At 62.3% G+C, this 16997-nt stretch carries 13 protein-coding genes and 1 pseudogene; 5 read left to right on the plus strand and 9 right to left on the minus strand.

The features are described 5' to 3' along the window. Positions 1-130: 130 nt before the first annotated feature. The gene (locus tag E8E78_RS19725; RefSeq protein ID WP_049277307.1) at positions 131-2089 is read left to right on the plus strand and encodes a hybrid sensor histidine kinase/response regulator; all 1959 of its coding nucleotides are present in this window, start codon (positions 131-133) and stop codon (positions 2087-2089) included. On the opposite strand, the gene E8E78_RS19730 is transcribed toward E8E78_RS19725, so the two are convergent. Then, the gene (locus tag E8E78_RS19730) at positions 2017-2787 is read right to left on the minus strand and encodes a response regulator transcription factor (protein ID WP_016500269.1); all 771 of its coding nucleotides are present in this window, start codon (positions 2785-2787) and stop codon (positions 2017-2019) included. The two genes, E8E78_RS19725 and E8E78_RS19730, sit on opposite strands and share 73 nt — an antisense overlap. A gap of 222 nt (positions 2788-3009) precedes the next feature. Here E8E78_RS19730 and E8E78_RS19735 point away from each other — a divergent pair, with 222 nt between their 5' ends. Next, positions 3010-4143, plus strand: coding sequence for an aminotransferase class V-fold PLP-dependent enzyme (locus E8E78_RS19735; RefSeq protein ID WP_049277309.1), 1134 nt, complete (start codon positions 3010-3012; stop codon positions 4141-4143). A gap of 194 nt (positions 4144-4337) precedes the next feature. Here the strand turns inward: E8E78_RS19735 and E8E78_RS19740 are convergent, their stop codons facing one another. The 4 genes from E8E78_RS19740 to E8E78_RS19755 all read right to left on the minus strand — a co-directional run bounded on the left by E8E78_RS19740 (position 4338) and on the right by E8E78_RS19755 (position 7727). Continuing rightward, the gene (locus E8E78_RS19740) at positions 4338-4697 is read right to left on the minus strand and encodes a cupin domain-containing protein (RefSeq protein ID WP_016500267.1); all 360 of its coding nucleotides are present in this window, start codon (positions 4695-4697) and stop codon (positions 4338-4340) included. Next, positions 4694-5287: an N-acetyltransferase gene (locus E8E78_RS19745; RefSeq protein ID WP_016500266.1), complete on the minus strand. Its 594-nt coding sequence runs from the start codon at positions 5285-5287 to the stop codon at positions 4694-4696. Before E8E78_RS19745 ends, E8E78_RS19740 begins: the two co-directional genes overlap by 4 nt. 214 nt (positions 5288-5501) lie before the next feature. Continuing rightward, entirely contained in the window at positions 5502-5954 is a 453-nt protein-coding gene (locus tag E8E78_RS19750) for a GNAT family N-acetyltransferase (RefSeq protein WP_049277311.1), read from the minus strand. An 84-nt stretch (positions 5955-6038) separates the two neighbouring features. After that, positions 6039-7727: an NAD(P)H dependent flavin oxidoreductase family protein gene (locus E8E78_RS19755; protein WP_049277313.1), complete on the minus strand. Its 1689-nt coding sequence runs from the start codon at positions 7725-7727 to the stop codon at positions 6039-6041. Positions 7728-7807: 80 nt separating this feature from the next. On the opposite strand from E8E78_RS19755, the gene E8E78_RS19760 reads away from it, so the two are divergent. Next, positions 7808-9295, plus strand: coding sequence for a PLP-dependent aminotransferase family protein (locus tag E8E78_RS19760; protein ID WP_059396209.1), 1488 nt, complete (start codon positions 7808-7810; stop codon positions 9293-9295). Positions 9296-9377: 82 nt separating this feature from the next. Here the strand turns inward: E8E78_RS19760 and E8E78_RS19765 are convergent, their stop codons facing one another. Then, positions 9378-10619, minus strand: a complete 1242-nt coding sequence (locus tag E8E78_RS19765) for a DUF1835 domain-containing protein (protein WP_280313460.1) — start codon at positions 10617-10619, stop codon at positions 9378-9380. A gap of 226 nt (positions 10620-10845) precedes the next feature. Between E8E78_RS19765 and E8E78_RS19770 the strand changes: the two genes are divergently transcribed. Then, positions 10846-11736 carry an alpha/beta hydrolase gene (locus tag E8E78_RS19770; protein ID WP_049277318.1) on the plus strand — a complete coding sequence of 297 codons (891 nt, stop codon included), beginning with the start codon at positions 10846-10848 and terminating at the stop codon, positions 11734-11736. A gap of 155 nt (positions 11737-11891) precedes the next feature. Beyond that, complete coding sequence (locus E8E78_RS19775) at positions 11892-13517, plus strand: methyl-accepting chemotaxis protein (RefSeq protein WP_059396206.1); 1626 nt, start codon at positions 11892-11894, stop codon at positions 13515-13517. Between the two features lie 202 nt (positions 13518-13719). Here E8E78_RS19775 and E8E78_RS19780 read toward each other — a convergent pair whose 3' ends face one another. The 3 genes and pseudogenes from E8E78_RS19780 to E8E78_RS19790 all read right to left on the minus strand — a co-directional run. Beyond that, entirely contained in the window at positions 13720-14946 is a 1227-nt protein-coding gene (locus E8E78_RS19780; protein ID WP_059396205.1) for an MFS transporter, read from the minus strand. A gap of 184 nt (positions 14947-15130) precedes the next feature. Continuing rightward, positions 15131-15841, minus strand: a complete 711-nt coding sequence (locus E8E78_RS19785; protein ID WP_080889292.1) for a TetR/AcrR family transcriptional regulator — start codon at positions 15839-15841, stop codon at positions 15131-15133. Between the two features lie 245 nt (positions 15842-16086). Continuing rightward, positions 16087-16959, minus strand: a pseudogene (locus tag E8E78_RS19790) (universal stress protein); the annotation flags it as partial. Positions 16960-16997: the final 38 nt, after the last annotated feature.

Raw genomic sequence — 16997 nt, forward strand, 5'->3', positions numbered from 1 at the left:
GTTGAAGTGTGTCGATGGGTTCAGCTTCTCACCGAAGCAGTGTTCGGAAAATACAACGGCGGTAGTGCAACTTGGGTGGTGCAACAGTTGTGGTGCAACAGCTGTAGTATCAACAGCGTGAGTGGCCAACATGACCAGATGGCATGAAATCAAAGAGGCCGCAGTTGAACTTTTCGGCCTGCCGAAACCCTTCGCCAATGCGCAGGACGAACAGGGTTTTCTCGATACCCAGGCTGCAGAAAACCTTCGCAGGCGACGCTTGTTCATGTTTGTGGCCATTGCCGTATGGGCTGGTTTTGGCTATTGGGATTATTACCACTACGTGCGCCATGAGCAGGCGCTTTCGCGCCTGGACTTCTACTGGATCCTGGTGTGGCGGCTGGCAGGCACCGTGGCAGTAGCCGCAGCAACCTGGGTGTCATTCATCTCGCGTTTTGACAACGAATGGTGGGTGAACAGAACCGTGGTGATTGCGGTGTGCTTCGCCCAGACCTGCCTGGTGGCAATGATGCAAATTGTCCCCGCGCCGTTGAATTACAATTACTACTTTGTCGGCATTGTCCTGGTTATCTTCTTTCAGCACGGCACCTTGGCGCTGCTGGCGCGCTATTCGTTGTTCAGTACCGGCTATTGCGTGCTGCTGCTCTGTGTGCAGGAAGTAACGACGGGTGTTCTGGATACCAACTTTTTCCCCGCCATGTTTTACCTGCTGGCGTTTGCACTGGTGGGCTGGACCATCAGTGTGCGCGCCGAGAAAGTTGCGCGGGAGGGCTATCTTAAATCCCTGGCGTTGAACAAAAAGAACGAAAGCCTGGAGCAAGCCAACTTCCGCGTCCGCCGCGAGAAACAGAAAGCGGACGATGCGCTGAAGGCCTTGTTCGACCAAGAGGCGAAAAAAGCCGTGGAAATCCGCGAAAAGGCCGAAGCCAGCACCCGCTTCGTCCGCGCGGCCTACCACGACACCATGCAACCCTTGGCCTCTATTGCCTCCCTGGCGTACGTTGGCGAGCGATTGGTCGAGCAGGGCCAGCATGAACGCCTGCAGGAAATCTTCCACGATATCGACGTGTCCGGGCGGGAAATCAGCGCCCTGTTCACCGGCCTGCGCGAAGTGTTTACCAGTGGCGAGTCGCAACCGGCCATCGAGCCGTTCTCCCTGAACGCGTTGATGACCGAACTCGAATCGCTGCACCAGCCCTTGGCGCACGCCAAGGGCTTGCGCCTGAAGTTGCAGCAGCGCCGGCAGGATGCCGTGCTCGATTCAGACCGGGCGATTTTCAAGCGTGTGCTGGGCAACCTGATCTCGAATGCCGTCAAGTACACCGAGCGGGGCGGCGTGGTGGTCGGCAGCGTGGCGGGCAGGACTACCGTGCGCGTCGATGTGGTCGATACGGGTATCGGCATACCCGACGCGTTCAAGAGCAAGGTCTTCGAGGAGTTCTTTCAGGTCGACAACCCCAGCCATGACACCCGGCGCGGCTTAGGTTTGGGGCTGTCGATCGTGAAAAACTTCATTGATCGCTTGCCGGGCCATCGGCTGAGTTTCAGCAGCCGCCCCGGGCACGGTAGCCGGTTTTCGGTCGACTGCCCTTTGTTCCAGGGGGGAGCACCGTCGACGGGCGCCAGTGTGCCGGCGCCGCAGGTCGATGACACGTGCCTGGACATCGCCGGGGCCTATGTCCTGCTGGTCGATGACGATAAACGCATCCTCGACAGTTTGTCGAAGTCGCTGAGCCTGCAGGGCGCCATCGTCGCCACGGCCGAGGACCAAAATACCTTGCAGGAAGCGTTGGCGAGGGCGCCGGATCGCTACCCGGACCTGCTCATCTGCGACTACAAACTGCGCGACGGCCTGGTCGGCGTGGCGCTGATCGAGCAGGTGCGGGCGTTTTACGACTGGGCGCACGTGCCAGCGATCCTCTACACCGCCGAGCTGTTGCGCCAACCGCTGCATGACGACAGCCTGTCACGGGCCGTCGGCAAGGGCGAAAGCGCAGCCACCCTGATGGCTGCCGTTCAGCAGCTCTTGTCTCGCGGTCGGCTGGCCAATGCTGGCGAGGCCGGTGAAGACAGCACCCCCAGCACCTGACCGGTCTTGGCGAACAGGCCTTGCAGGCCATACAGGTCGATGACCCCGAACTTGCCGTAAAGCTTGCTCAGGTACTGACGCACGTTGACCGGGTTGATCTCCAGAATCGCCGCGATCTTCCACGGCGCATTGCCTTGCAACGCCAGGCGCAGAATGTCGAACTCGCGCGGTGTCACGCCCAGGTCCTTGGGGCCTAGCGGTGTTGCGGGTTGCTGATGGAAGGCAGAGGAGGGTGCCTGGCCGCCTTTGCCAATCGCCTCGCTGGGTAGGTAGACCCCACCGCTGAGCGCTCGTTTGATGGCCTCCAGCATCACTTCATGGGCACTGGCCTTGGGCACGAAGGACGAAGCACCGCGGCGCATCACCTCGTCGACGAAACGCCGCTCCGACTCCGCCGACATCACGATCACCGGCGCCGTCACGCACCTGGCAGGGTCGGGGTCGGCTGGCGCCTCGCGGCCGGACTTGAACAGCGACAGCAGGCTCAGGCCGTTGTCGGGCGTAAGGTCGTTGCTGGTGGCCGAGGTGGGGATGCACAAGTCCAGGAAGATCACGTCGAAGGCCTGGCCACGCACCAGTTCCAATGCTTCTGCGGTGCAGGAAGCCTCCAGCACCTGGGCGTCCTGATGCACGGCCTGGATAAGGCTCTTGACCCCGGCCCTGAGGATGCCGTGGTCGTCTATCAGCAGAATACGCATCAGCCGGCTCCTGGCGGGGGGATGTGCTTGCAGTATTGCCGAGAAAGGGGCGGGTGTACCTACTACGGCTGTAGTGGGTACAGTGAGTCGGGGTATCAGCAGCTGGATGGTTGCGGGGTAGAGGCTATACGCCACCTGCAAACAGTCCCGATCAATCCTCTCATTTGCCAAGGCACAGGAGAGGGTCCATACCAATGACATCTCTGCCAAAGGAATCACCGCATGTCAAAGCTATATCCAAGTATTGATCCTGAGGGGCTGGTCGAGTACTCAGTGGTCTACACCGACCGCTCGCTCAATCACATGTCCCAGGCATTTCAAGGCGTGATGAAGAACATTTCCAGCACCCTGAAACAGGTCTATAACGCCCAGGCGGTTGCAGTAGTGCCGGGCAGCGGTACATTCGGCATGGAAGCGGTAGCGCGGCAGTTTGCCACCGGCCAGCAATGCCTGGTGATCCGCAACGGTTGGTTCAGTTATCGCTGGAGCCAGATCCTCGAGATGGGCAACATCCCGGCGGCTACCACGGTGCTGAAAGCGCGGCCGGTCGAGGCGGATCGCCAGGCAGCCTACGCGCCGCCGCCTCTGGACGAAGTCCTGGCGGCCATTGAGGCGCACAAGCCGCAAATCGTCTTCGCCCCCCACGTTGAAACCTCATCCGGGATTATCCTGCCCGATGATTACTTGCGGGCTATTGGCGACGCCGTGCATGCAGTGGGGGGGCTGTTCGTGCTGGACTGTATCGCCTCAGGCACGCTGTGGGTTGATATGCACAAGTGCGCAGTCGACCTGCTGATCAGCGCACCGCAAAAAGGTTGGAGCGCTTCCCCTTGCTGCGCGCTGGTGATGTTCAGTGCTTTGGCCCTCGAGCGCATCGAGCATACCCAGAGCAGCAGCTTTGCCTGCGACCTGAAAAAGTGGCTGCAGATCATGCAGGCATACGAACAGGGCGGGCATGCCTACCATGCGACCATGCCCAGCGATTCGCTCGCGCGGTTCAATGACGTGATGAACGAGATGCAAGCCTACGGTTTCGACAAGGTTCGCGCTGAACAGCAGGCGCTGGGCGATAGGGTACGTGCCATGTTGACCGGCAAAGGCATCAAAAGCGTGGCCGCAGCCGGCTTTCAGGCCCCAGGCGTGGTGGTGAGCTATACCGATGACGCCGACATCAAGAACGGTAAGAAATTTGCCGAACACGGCCTGCAGATAGCCGCCGGGGTGCCGTTGCAATGTGACGAGCCGGCCGACTTCCAGACCTTCCGTATCGGCCTGTTCGGGCTTGAAAAGCTGCACAATATCGAGCGCACGGTCAGCACCCTTGAACAGGCACTGGACGAAGTGATGGTGAGCTGAGCCCTTCTTGGCTGCAGCACGGTCAGGGCTGCCTGCTATGGGGCGCTGTGACGCAGAGAACAATGGTCATTGTGGGAGCGGGCTTGTCCCGCGAATGGGGCCACGCGGTGCATGGCACCGGCTCCGGCGGTGTTCGCGGGGCACGCCCGCTCATACAGTGATCTGAGCTGCGCTCGATGAAATGCGACCCGTGCCTAGTTCGCCGGCAAGAGGATCACGAAGTTCTTTTTCATGTCTTCCAGCACGGTCCACTTGCCCTTGGCGCCCGGTTCGATAATGAACGTGTCGCCAGCGGCCAGTGTGAGGGGGGCGCAACCTTCAAGTTCGATGACGCAGCGTCCACTCAGAACATGGCAAAACTCCCACACTTTGTAGTCTATGCGCCAGGCCCCGGTGCTGGCTTCCCATTCTCCGGAAATGCGCCCTTGCTGTTCATCGTGATAGTACTTGGACGTCAGCGTATGAGGGGTGCCTTCCAGCACCTCTTCAAAAAAGGGAAGGTCGCGCACCGGTTGGATATCCAGTTCGCGGAACACGGTCAGTTTCTTGTTCATGGCTTTTTCTCGAGCACGTTGTGGGTGGGGCGATACATCAAATAGGCTTCACCGGTTACGCCCAGCATCGGGTGCGCAACGATCTGGCAGGTTTTAACAATCTGAAAACCGTGACGTTCGTAGAAGCGGCGTGCACCGTGGTTTTCTGCATAATCGATCAGGCATAGCCCTGCCAGGCCAGCGTCCTCAGCACGCTGCTGGGCGTGGCGAAGAAACTGCACGCCCAGCCCCTGGCTGCGCCAGGCCTCATCCAGGGCCAGGCTGGATATGTACAAGGTGTCGGGTACTTCCATGTCGGCATAAGGCGCGAGCACCGGGTCTGTCTCGACAGGCCTGTCAGGGGCCTCGCGCAAGGCATAGCTATGCATCATGCCGATGACGCGCCCTTCGAAGGTGGCCATCAGGCAGTTCTTGTAGGAAAAGTCGCCCTGTTCCCTGGCATAGCGAGACGCACCGACACTCAGCAACGCTTCCCCAGGTGCGGCAAGCTTGCTCCATATGTAATCGGCCATGCCCTCCGATGTCAGTTGAAAGAAGCGCGCAATATCGTGCGCGTCCGAGGCTTGGGCGGGCCTGAAGTCGATAGGCATGAACAGTGCTCACATGGGATAGGGTGGTTAGTTTTCGAGGATTACGCCTTTGGCAGGGGGGCAGGGTAGACGGGTTCAACGGTTCCCATCATGCTCTGGGCGAACACCCTCAGCACTTAGTGCGACGCTGGCCCATGAACAGCGGCCCCGGCAGCAACAGCTGCAAAGCTGAAAACCAGGCACCGCTTTGCGGCACTTCGCGACACGGCCGCACCTACACGGTCGGCAGGCGCTTTTCCATTGGCTGGTAGACCAGCCCGGAAAACTCGCCCACTTCGCCTGCCAGGGTGAAGCCGTAGCGTTGGTAGGCAGGCACTGAAGGCAGCGATGCCTTGACCGTCACGACGTCAACCCGGGCGTGTTCCAGTGCTGCATTCATCAGGCGCGTGCCGATGCCCTGGCGTTGCCAGCCCGGTGCAATGAACAGCATCGCAACGTGGCGGCCTTCCTTGAGCTCGATCAGCCCCGCGAGGGCGCCCTGCGCAACACAGGCCAGCATCAGGTTGTCGCCCTGCATGCGCTCGGCAAACGCCTGGGGTGCTGCCACCTTGGTGAAGGTCTCGATGCCTTGGGTAGACAGCGAGGGCGCGACTGCCTGCATGAAGGCATCCAGGCACAAGGTGCTGGCTTGGGGGAGGTCGTCCGGGGTCAGGTTGCGTATTTGCATATTGTTCGTCCGTGTCTGTTAGCGTCCTGCTGGCAACCTTATCCTGTAAATCCGGCTTGATCGACAACCGCCAGGGCTTGGGGATCAAGCGGCCCTCGCCACGGTCGGCTTACCTTCCCCAATCAGAATGTCTTCGAAAAACGCCCCGACCGGCTCGGTGGGATGGCACAGCTGTATTTCCAGCACCCATACCACCTCGCTCGGGACGATTTCCACCTCGGCCAGTTTGTCCTGCCCATAGAGCATGTGCGGGAAGTCGGCGATGCGATGGCCGGCCAGGTTGCGTTCCAGCTGCCAGCCTTTGGCCTGGGCACTGTGTTCGGCGAAGTCATACAGCTCGCGCCCGGTCAGCCCGCGGCCCCAGGCCTGGCGGGTTTCGTCGAACACTTCATGCAGTGCCTTGACGCAAGCGTGATGCAGGTCGCGTTGGCCAAACACGAAGGTGTCGCCATAGTCGCCTTCGTAGCCATCCCATACCGGGCCGACGTCGACTACGACGATATCCGTAGTACGTAATACACGTTGCAGGTTGATGCCTTGTCGCGGTGTACGCACGGTGTCGTCGCCGAAGCGGATGTAGGTGGGGTGCCAGGTGTGGGACGCGCCCATTGCCTGCAAGGTTTGCGCAGCCATCTCCAGTGCCTGGGCGGTGGTCATGCCGACGCGCAGTTGGCTGGCGATCGTGGCCACGGAGCGCACTGACTGCTCGCGGGCAGCGAGCATGCCGTCCAGCGAGTAGCGTGGGCCGACTTTTTCCAGCTCTGGGTGCAGGGTGTTGGCGGCTGCAGCCTGGGGTGCCAGTGCGCCGTTGGCGACAAAAGCCTCCGCGACAAATCGGTGGGGTTGTACGCCGGCGGCAAGGCACAGTTCGCGGGCCTGGTTGATCATGGCGGCATTGCCGCAGGCATAGACCTGGGTGTCGGCCCACTGATGCGCCTGGCCCAACGCCACCTGCTGCACGCGTGCCTCAGCCGAAAGAACCGGGTGCCAGCGAAAGTTGGGGTGTTCATGGCTGGCCTGCTCGAGAAACGCACGGTCATAGAAGTCCGCCGTCGATGACCCGCCCCAGTACAGCGTGACCTTGGCCCCGCGGGCCAGGGCTGTCAGCAACAAGGGCTTGATGCCGGCGTATCCTGTGCCGGTGGCAAACAGCACCAGTGGGCGTTGGTCTTCATGCTGCCAGGTGCAGGCGCCCACCGGCCCCTCAAGGTTCAGTACGGCACCTGCTTGCAGGGTGGGCAGCAGGCCTTCGGTGAACACGCCGCCGCTGACCTTACGGATGTGAAACACCAGTTGCCCCTGGTCCTGAACGGGCAGGTTGGCAATGGAGAAGCAGCGGCTGTCACCGTTGTCGAGCTGGAATCTTACGTATTGACCTGCCCGCACTTCCAGCGGTTGAGCAGGTTGCAGCACCAGTTCGACGATATCCGCACTCAGCTCGCGCTGGTTGTGAACCTGCGCCTGGAACACCAGTGTCGGGGTGTCCAGGGACCAACCTGGGATCGCCAGGCGCATGTCGCTGCAGGCGTGGCTCTGGCACAGCAGCATCTCGTCGGCGGCCAGGGGGTAGGAGGGCGCGGGGGTGTCTGCATCCCGCTGCTTGTCCTGATACTGCCCCGATACCACCTTCACCTTGCAGGACCCGCACGCGCCGCGGCGGCAGGAGAAAGGTACCGGCAGGCCACTGGCGAGCATGGCATCGAGCAGCAGCTCCTGGCTGGCTTCGAAGGTTTTGCCCGAGGGCGACAATTCGATGACGTGACGGCTTTGCATGAGCACCTCGGGGGGCAAATGGAGGCTCGATTGTTGCTATAGTCCAGGACCAGCAGAACCTCCAGTTTTGGATAATTCACATGGTCCAGCTTCGCAAATGGCAGCCGCTGCTCAAGCTTGATGGGGCGCAGTCTTCGTACCGGCAGATCGTCGAGGGGTTGGTGGCCGCGATCAGCGAGGGCCGCCTGCGCCCTGGCACGCCGCTGCCGGGCACGCGGGAAATGGCGCAACTGTTGAACGTCAACCGCAAGACGGTGATCCTTGCCTACGAGGAAGCCGAGACCAAAGGCTGGCTGCAGAGCGTGCAGCGCCGGGGCACTTTCGTCAGCCAACAGCTGGCGACCGGAACACCCACCGAGCCCGCTACCACGGGGCCTTTCGCCCTGGCGTTGCCAGAGGAGCCTGCCGTTGCCTACTTCGAGGCGAACGAACGGGCTGCAGCGCAGCAGGGGCGGCCAGGGGCCTTGTTCTTTGACAACGGCGCCTGTGACCATCGGCTGTTGCCCCAGGCAGTCCTGCATCGCTATTACCGCAATGCCTTGCGCAGCAGCTTTACCAGCAACAGCGTGCGCCATGGCAGCGATTGCAGCAGCCTCTACCTGCGCGCCGCCCTGGCCGATATGCTGAGGCACAATCGCAGCCTGAACGTTGGCGCCGAGCATATCTGCCTGACCCAAGGCGTGCAGATGTCGTTGTCCCTGTTGGCCAGCGTGCTGCTCAAGCCGGGGGATGCCGTGCTGGTCGAGCGCCTGAGCTATCCGCCGGCGTGGGAGATTTTCCGTCAGTTGGGTGCCCGGCTGGTGACCGTGGACCTGGACCATGAGGGTTGCCGGGTCGATCAGATCGATGCCCTGTGCCGGCAGCACAAGGTGCGGATGATGTACATAACGCCCCATCACCAGTTTCCGACCACGGTCAGCTTGCCAGCCGGGCGCCGGCAGCAGTTGCTGGAACTGGCGCGGCGGCACGACTTCTGCGTGGTCGAGGAAGACTACGACTACGAATACCACTTTTCCGGGCGGCCTTATCTGCCTTTGGCCAGCGACCGTCAGCAGCGGCACGTGATTTACATCGGCACACTGTCCAAGCCCTTGGGCAGCACGTTCCGTTGCAGCTATATCGTCGCGCCGGTAGAGGTAACCGCAGTGCTGGAGCGCAGGGCGACGCTGACACTGGGGCAGGGCGATGCGGTGATGCAGCGGATGCTGGGGGACTTGATCAACGATGGCGAGCTGAAGAAGCACTTGCGCCGGGTCAACCGCGAGTACCGTCGGCGTCGGCAGACCCTGTTGGCTTGCCTGCACGATGCGTTTGGCGAGCAGATTACCGTGCAGGAGCCGGAAGGTGGGTTGGCGCTGTGGGTGCGGTTTGCCGACGCGATCAATGTGGACCAGTTGGTAGCCAAGGCGCTGGAGCTGGACCTGGTGGTGCGCAGTGGTCGGCAGTTCTCGCCGTTTGGCCATGCCGAGAATGCTTTGCGCCTGGGGTTTGCTTCGCTGGATGTGGATGAGATCCGGCAGGCCACCCAGCGTTTGGCACAGGCGTGGAGCGCTATTGCTGCGGGATAAAATCAAGATGCAAGCCCGGATGAGGGCTCTGTGGGAGCGGGTAAATCCGCTCCCACAGGGGCTTGCTAACCCTGAGGAATCATCAACGTCGCCACACCTCGCCTTGTTCGGTCACTACCCAAGGCCTGTCAGCCGCATCCACCAGCACCCCGCCAACCCAACGCTGCGCAGGGTTGTGATCAAGCCAGTGAGCCTTGCCTGCAAGCACTTGCTCGGCAAGCGGGGTCAGCCGCAGCGGTCGCTGCGCCCAGGCCTCTCCCGGGCCTTCCAGCAGGATCGGCTGTGGCGCGTGGATCAACGGCTGCAGCAGCACATGGAACATCTGGTCACCGAGGTAAGGCAGCGGGTCATCCTGCATCATCAACTGGCCATAAACGCGCCCGGCCGGTAGCTCGCCGCGTGAAGCCAACACGCGCAGCAGCAGGCGTTCGGTAAGGCTCAATCCATCCTGTGCCCCCGGCAGCTCCTGTAGCTGGCGCGCCAATGCCCCGCCGAGCAACGGCAAGGCCGGGTGCGTGTGGTCAGCGAGGCTTGCCCAGGTCTTTGGATTGGGTGCGGTGTAGGCCGCCCATGCCTCGCGGGCCAGGGCCAGTGCATCCTCACCCAGTGCGCGACGTTGCGGCCACAGCCAGGCCAACAGGTCGGGGGCCAGTTGCCCGATGCCGATGAAACGCTCGATACCGGGTACCTGATCAATTTCGATCAGCTCAAGCCGACGCGGCAGGCCGGGCAGGCTGGCGAGCACGCGAATCAGGAACAGCTGGTCGTAAGCGTCGGCCTCGCACCACAGCACAATTTCGCTGTCGCGGTTCAGCCCGGCCAGTGCGCTACGCTGCGCGGCCTGGCGCTGTTCCAGGTCCAGGGGGCTCAGCTTGAATGCCTGTTGCACGTAGGCGCTGCGCACCTGCCAGTACTGCTCGTCGGGCAGCGCCGGTACAGGCCCCATGACCATCGGGTCGTCGAACATCTGGAAGGCGCCGGCAAACCCGGCGGTACGCAAGCTGTGGGCGATGTCGTTGCCGCAGCGCCAATGCTGCACGCTGGCCTCGTCATCCGCGGAAAAACCGGGGTGGCGTGCTGCGAAAGCCACGGCGTCGGCATGGGCCTTGAGCCTTGGCCAGCTGGCAAAGCCGGCCTCGCGGGCCACCAGCCATTGGGTGTCGGCAAGCCGGTAGTCGGGGCCGGGCAGGCCAAGCGTGCGCAATTGCTCGCGGGCGTCGTCGGCTTGGTGGTTTCTCAGTTCAGCCAGCAAGCGCTTGGCGCGTTTGCGCAAGGCGGGCAGGTCGAGCAAGCCGTGGTGGCGGGAAGCATTGATGGCGGGCATGCCAACTCCTTTGGGGCTCGGTCCGCCGACAAGCCGGGAGCTGGTATGGAAATGGAGTGAAGCATGGCTCGGGCAACCCCTTTGCGCGGACCGCAGGCGCAGCCGGCGCCCAGGCCCCGACTTTAACGGTGCAGCGCAGCGGGTTGCAAACGATAGTTTTCCCATGGGTTGCCGTGCGCCTTATAGTGGCGGGCTTTTCTCCGTTGAAGTCAAAGGAATGGCGACCATGCGCATACGCACCCTGTTTGCAGCAATCGGGACCAGCTTGTCGCTGGGCTCGGCATTGGCTGCACCAAGCCAGCCAGTGCCTGTAGCGGGCGAACGTATTTCGGTAAAAGTCGAGGGCACCGGGCCGGACGTCATCCTGATCCCCGGGCTGGCCTCTTCCCGTGAGGTTTGGGCGGGGCTCGCCAGCACACTGCGCCAGCAACATCGCCTGCACCTGGTGCAGGTTGCAGGCTTTGCCGGCTCGCCTGCCGTGCCCACTGTGGACGGGCGCGTGGCCGCTCCGGTGGCCCAGGCGGTTGCAGACTATATCGGCAGCCAGCACCTTGAGGCACCGGCCATCATTGGCCATTCGCTGGGCGGTGAGGTCGCGCTGATGCTTGGTGCACGCCACCCCGAGCGGGTAGGGCGGCTGATGGTTGTCGATGCGCTGCCGTTCTACACGTTATTGATCAACCCCATGGCTACCGCCGAAGCGGCTGCAGCGCAGGCGGCGGCATTGCGTGATGGGATGCTGGCGGCCCCGGCAGTTCAGGCCGAAGCCATGCAGCGCACAGCCATCGACCGGCTGGCCAAGACCGCTGCGGCCCGGCCGGCACTGGTCGAAGCCGCGCTGCGCTCGGACCGCAAGGTGGTGGCCGATGCCACCTATGAATTGATGACCACCGACCTGCGCCCGGAGCTTGGCAGCATCCAGTCGCCGGTGCAGGTCGTCTATGCCTATGACCCCTTGTATGGCATACCCGCTGCCAGCGTTGATGCAACCTTCGCAAACGCCTACGCAGGGACGCGAAACATCAGCTTCAAACGTATTGATGGCAGCTTCCACTTTGTCATGCTGGACCAACCGCAGGCCTTCGCGGAGGCGGTAGTCGACTTCCTCGAACGCTGAGATTGGCTGCGGCCCAACCTGCGCCCGGCAACATCTGTTCGGTTACCGCCCATAACCGACTCCCCACGCCTCAAGCCTGCGCGGGCACCTCCGATAGCAGCACACCCACCGTCGAATTTCGACCAGAAGTGGTGCCAACAAGGAGTACTGCCCGCATGCTTGCCAACCTGAAAATACGTACCGGAATGTTCTGGGTGCTGTCGCTTTTCAGCCTGACCCTGCTGTTTTCCACTGTCAGTGCCTGGTGGGCAGCAGTGGGCAGCGACCAGCAGATCACCGAGCTGGACCAGACCGCACACCAGTCCGACCGGTTGAACAATGCGTTGTTGATGGCAATTCGTTCCAGCGCCAATGTGTCCTCGGGCTTCATCGAGCAGTTGGGGGGCCATGAGGAGAGTGCAGGCAAGCGCATGGCGCTGTCGGTCGAGCTGAACGACAAGAGCCAGAAGCTGGTCGATGAATTTGTCGAAAACGCCCGCGAGCCAGCCCTGCGCACGTTGGCAACCGAGCTGCAGGCTACCTTTGCCGAATACGCCAGGGCGGTGGCCGGGCAGCGTGAGGCGACCCGCCAGCGCTCGCTCGAGCAGTACTTCAAGGTCAACAGCGATGCCGGCAATGCCATGGGCCGGCTGCAAGCCCTGCGCCAGCAACTGGTGGGCGCACTGAGCGAACGTGGCCAGCAGATCATGCTTGAGTCTGACCGGCGCCTGGCCCGCGCCCAACTGCTAAGCCTGGGGCTGTTGGTGGTGACCTTGGTGCTGGCGGCGCTGTGCTGGGCCTTCATTGCCCAGCGTGTTTTGCACCCACTGCGCGAAGCCGGTAGGCATTTCCAGCGTATTGCCGGTGGCGACCTGAGCGTGCCGGTGCAGGGGCAGGGCAACAACGAGATCGGCCAGCTGTTCCACGAACTGCAGCGCATGCAGCAGAGCCAGCGCGACACCCTGGGGCAGATCAACCACTGTGCCCGGCAGCTGGACGCTGCTGCCACGGCGTTGAACGCGGTTACTGAGGAAAGCGCCAACAACCTGCGCCAGCAGGGGCAAGAGCTGGAGCAGGCAGCCACCGCGGTGACCGAAATGACCACGGCCGTGGAGGAGGTTGCGCGCAACGCCATCACCACCTCGCAAACCACCAGCGAGTCCAACCAGCTGGCCGCGCAGAGCCGACAGCAAGTCAGCGAGAACATCGACGGCACCGAGGCCATGACCCGCGAGATCCAGGCCAGCAGTGCACACCTGGAGCAACTTGTCGGGCAGGTGCGGGATATCGGCAAGGTACTGGAAGTGATTCGCTCGGTGTCCGAGCAAACCAACTTGCTGGCGCTCAATGCCGCCATCGAGGCGGCCCGCGCCGGTGAGGCCGGGCGCGGCTTTGCGGTGGTGGCGGATGAGGTGCGCACGCTGGCCTATCGCACGCAACAATCGACCCAGGAAATCGAACAGATGATCGGCCGCGTTCAGGCGGGCACCGAAGCGGCGGTGGCTTCGATGCAGGCCAGCACCAACCGAGCGCAGTCGACACTGGACGTGACCCTGGCCTCGGGGCAGGTGCTGGAAGGTATCTACAGTGCGATTGGCGAAATCAACGAGCGCAACCTGGTCATCGCCAGTGCGGCCGAAGAGCAAGCTCAAGTGGCGCGGGAAGTGGACCGCAACCTGCTGAACATTCGCGAGCTGTCGATCAACTCGGCGACGGGAGCGCAGCAGACCAGCGAGGCGAGCAAGGCGCTGTCGGGGCTGGTGGGCGAGATGACGGCATTGGTGGGGCGGTTCAGGGTTTGAAATGTAAACGATGTCTGCGGTTTGTACTTGGGGCAAGCCCGCTCCCGCAGTGATTGCGCCAGCGGTCAAGAATTGTGCAAGACAGTTGCTGCCACAAGTACAGCGCGGCCCGAAGCCGGCGCTGTACTTGTGAGAGGGGCCCGCGAAGCAGGCGCCTCGGTGCCGACAGCTCAAGCTTTTCGCAGTCGCTTTGGGCAGCTGCTCAGCCCGGCTGAGCAGCAAGGTTATTGCTGACGTTGCGCCCCAGCACCAGCACGGTGACAAAACCACAGCCCACCAAAGCGGTAGCCAGGCTCAACAGCACTGCGGTGCCCATATGGTCTACCACCTGGCCGCCGAAGAACGAGCCCAGTGCAATGATCACCTGGAACATGGCCACGAACAGCGGCATGCCACGTTCAACATCCTTGGGCGCCACCACAAACATCCAGATATTGGCGCAGGCCGGGAACGCACCAAAGGCGAAGCCCCACAGCGCGATCAGCATGGCGGCGCCCGTCATGCCGGTGGCGAAGTGCGGGAACAAGGCGGTGCTCACTGCAATCATCAGCGCAACCAGCATCAGGGTATGCCGCACGCTGCGGTTGGCAGCGTAGCCCGCGAAAATGTTGCCCATGAACCCGGCGACGCCGTACAGCAGCAACAGTGAGCCAATCGTAGGCCCGTCAAAGCCGGCATTCTGTTTGAAGAACGGGGCAACATAGGTGTACGCGGCAAAGTGCGCCAGGCCGATCAGCAGCACGGCGATCAGCCCGACCCGCGCTTGCGGGTTGATGAACAAGGCTGGCAGGTCGCTGATGCGAATAGCCTTTTCCGGCAGCAGCCGCGGCAGCAGGAATACCTGCGCCAGCAGCACCGGTATGCCCACCAGGGCGGTGACCAGGAAAGTCATGCGCCAGCCCATCAGGCCGCTCAGCCAGGTGCCCACGGGCACGCCCACTACGGTCGCCAGGGTTACGCCGGCCATGATGATCGAGTTGGCCTTGGCCACGCCCATGCCGTCTGGGGCCAGGCGGCCGCTGAGGGCGATGGCGGTCGCCCAGAAACCACCGATACTGACACCCAGCAGCACGCGGCCGACCAACAGCAAGTTGAAGTCGACGGCGTAGGCCACGATGGTGTTGGCGATGATCATGATCAGCGTCAGCCCAATCAGCAGGTAGCGCCGGTCCAGCGCGCCGACCCCCACGGAAATCAACGGCGCTGCCAGCGCGGCCATGATGCCGGGCAGGGTCACCATCAGGCCGGCAAGGCCTGCACTGATGCCAAGGTCACTGGCCACATCGTTGAGCACCCCCACCGGGAGGAACTCGCTGGTGACCAGGGCGAAGGCACCCACGGCGACCGAGAGGATTGCCAGCCATTGCTGTGTGACACTCTGTTGATTATGTTCGGGAAGGCCGCGACGGGCCTGGCGGTTGCTTGGCATGGGGGTCGGTTCCATGAGGGATGTCGCCTGTAGCAGGCGCAGGAGCGGAGGGATTTGCAGGCGATTATAGGGATGGCGTCGCCAGGCCGACAGGCAGGCCGCTTGATAGTCATCATCAGCGCAATCGATGAAACGCCTGGTTTAGAGCGGAAAGTATTGCGTTGCGGGGCCACGAAGCCAAGTTTCAGCGCGGTGTCACAGCCGTTTGCCTTACCGGTACGACACCGCCCAGCACCATCTGGGTGACCGTACGGGTGGCGCGATCAAAGTCCAGCTTGTCGGGTACGGCCACACCTCTGAGCTGCGACATTTGCCAGGCAAGATTGGTATAGGTGCGCGTTGCCGACCAGATGAAAATCATCAGGTGTTCGGGGTCACAGGGCGCCAACCGGCCATCCTCGATCCAGTTGCGCAGGCAGGCAACGTTGCGCCTGGCTTCCTCCTGCAGCATGTTCTTGCACACCTCAGGTAGGCGTTTGCCGCCTGAGAGCAACTCCTGGCTGAACACGGCGGCGCTGAAAGGGTGCTCCCGAATGATGCGGATACGGGCCTTGATATAGGCCCGCAGGCCCACTATCGGGTCGTCGCTTTTTCGCAACGCTGCCGAAGCCCTCACCAGCGGCTCGATGAAGCTCATCAGCACCTGGACGTACAAATTCTCTTTTGTCTGGAAGTAGTAATAGATATTGGCCTTGGGCAACCCGGCGCGCTCGGCAATTTCGTGCGAATGGGTGGCGGTGAAGCCGGTGACGGCAAACGCTTCGCTGGCAGCCTGCAGAATTAGCTTGTGATTCCTGCGCCGGATACCGGGGTTGCCCAGCGAGTGGTCGATCGGGCCGTAAGGGGCGTCAGCGCCATCGTTGGCCGTGTCTGGCATGTCGGAATGAGCGTACATCACGGTTTCATCTGGGCTTTGAGAGGCGGTGTATAGAAATGTATATAGCGAGTGTTATGCTTTTCTTCAGCCGTTGCAAGGCTGCCATTTACACACCAAGGACAAACCCATGGATTTTTTGATCAGGTGGGCGACGGCCACCGACTGCCCGTTCTGATGCTGGGTGGATGTGCAGCGGGACCTGGTGATGCTACACGCAGGCTGGGCAGCCCCTGAGGAGGGCGGCCCGCCTGGTCTTGGGTGCTAGGCGTGACCAGCACATCACACTGCGATTCGTTCAGTACATGCTTGGTAACGCTGCCAACCAACAGCTCCTCCAGCGCGCTCGCACCCTGCTTGCCGACTACGATCAGGTCGCACTCCAGCTCCTGTTCCTGCTCGGCAATGCGCCAGCCAGGGTCACCGTGCTCCAGAATCTGCCGTGCATCGGCAATGCCCGCGGCCTCACTCAATGCAGCGAGTTGTGCCTGTGCGTCCTTGCGGATGACATTGCGGTAGTGGGTGAGGGTGTCGTGGTCGATATGGGCGAAACGCACGCTGCCTTCGAACGGGGCTTCGTACACATGCAGCAGAATGATTTCGGCCTGTGGGGCAATGGCCCTGGCCAGTTTGATGGCGCGCAGCGAAGCGGGAGAGAAATCGACCGGCACCAGCACCGTGCGATAGGTAGCACGAGGGGCCGGCTTGACCACCAGTAAAGGGCAGGGCATGTGGTTGAGCATTTTCTGCACGGTTGAACCCAGCAGCAGGCGCCGCGCCACGCTCTGACCCTTGGCGCCGCATACCAGCAGGTCGCTGTGTTTGTCCTGCACCACCCGGGTGATTTCCGTGATCACCGACCCGCTGGCGACCTGCACGCCTGCGGAAATGTTGTAGCGCTGGAACAGCAGGGCTGCCAGTGCGCGGGTTTTTTCGCCGGCGCTGTCCAGTACCCGCTTCAACAGGTCGTCATCAGGCGCCACCAACTGCTTCAGGCGCTCGAAGGGGGCCGGGTTGGCAACGTAGAGCAGGTCCAGTGCGGCCTGCTGCGCGTTGCTCAGGTAGGCAGCGCGCTCTGCCGCGTTGCGGGCATGGGGGGATAGGTCGGTAGCTACCAGTATGTGTTTCAGCGGGTTCATGTGGGGCTCCTTGTCCAAGGCCGCGCACAGTGTTCGAG

Origin of the sequence: Pseudomonas sp. BN505, from assembly GCF_029873175.1 — a bacterium.
GTDB lineage: Bacteria > Pseudomonadota > Gammaproteobacteria > Pseudomonadales > Pseudomonadaceae > Aquipseudomonas > Aquipseudomonas putida.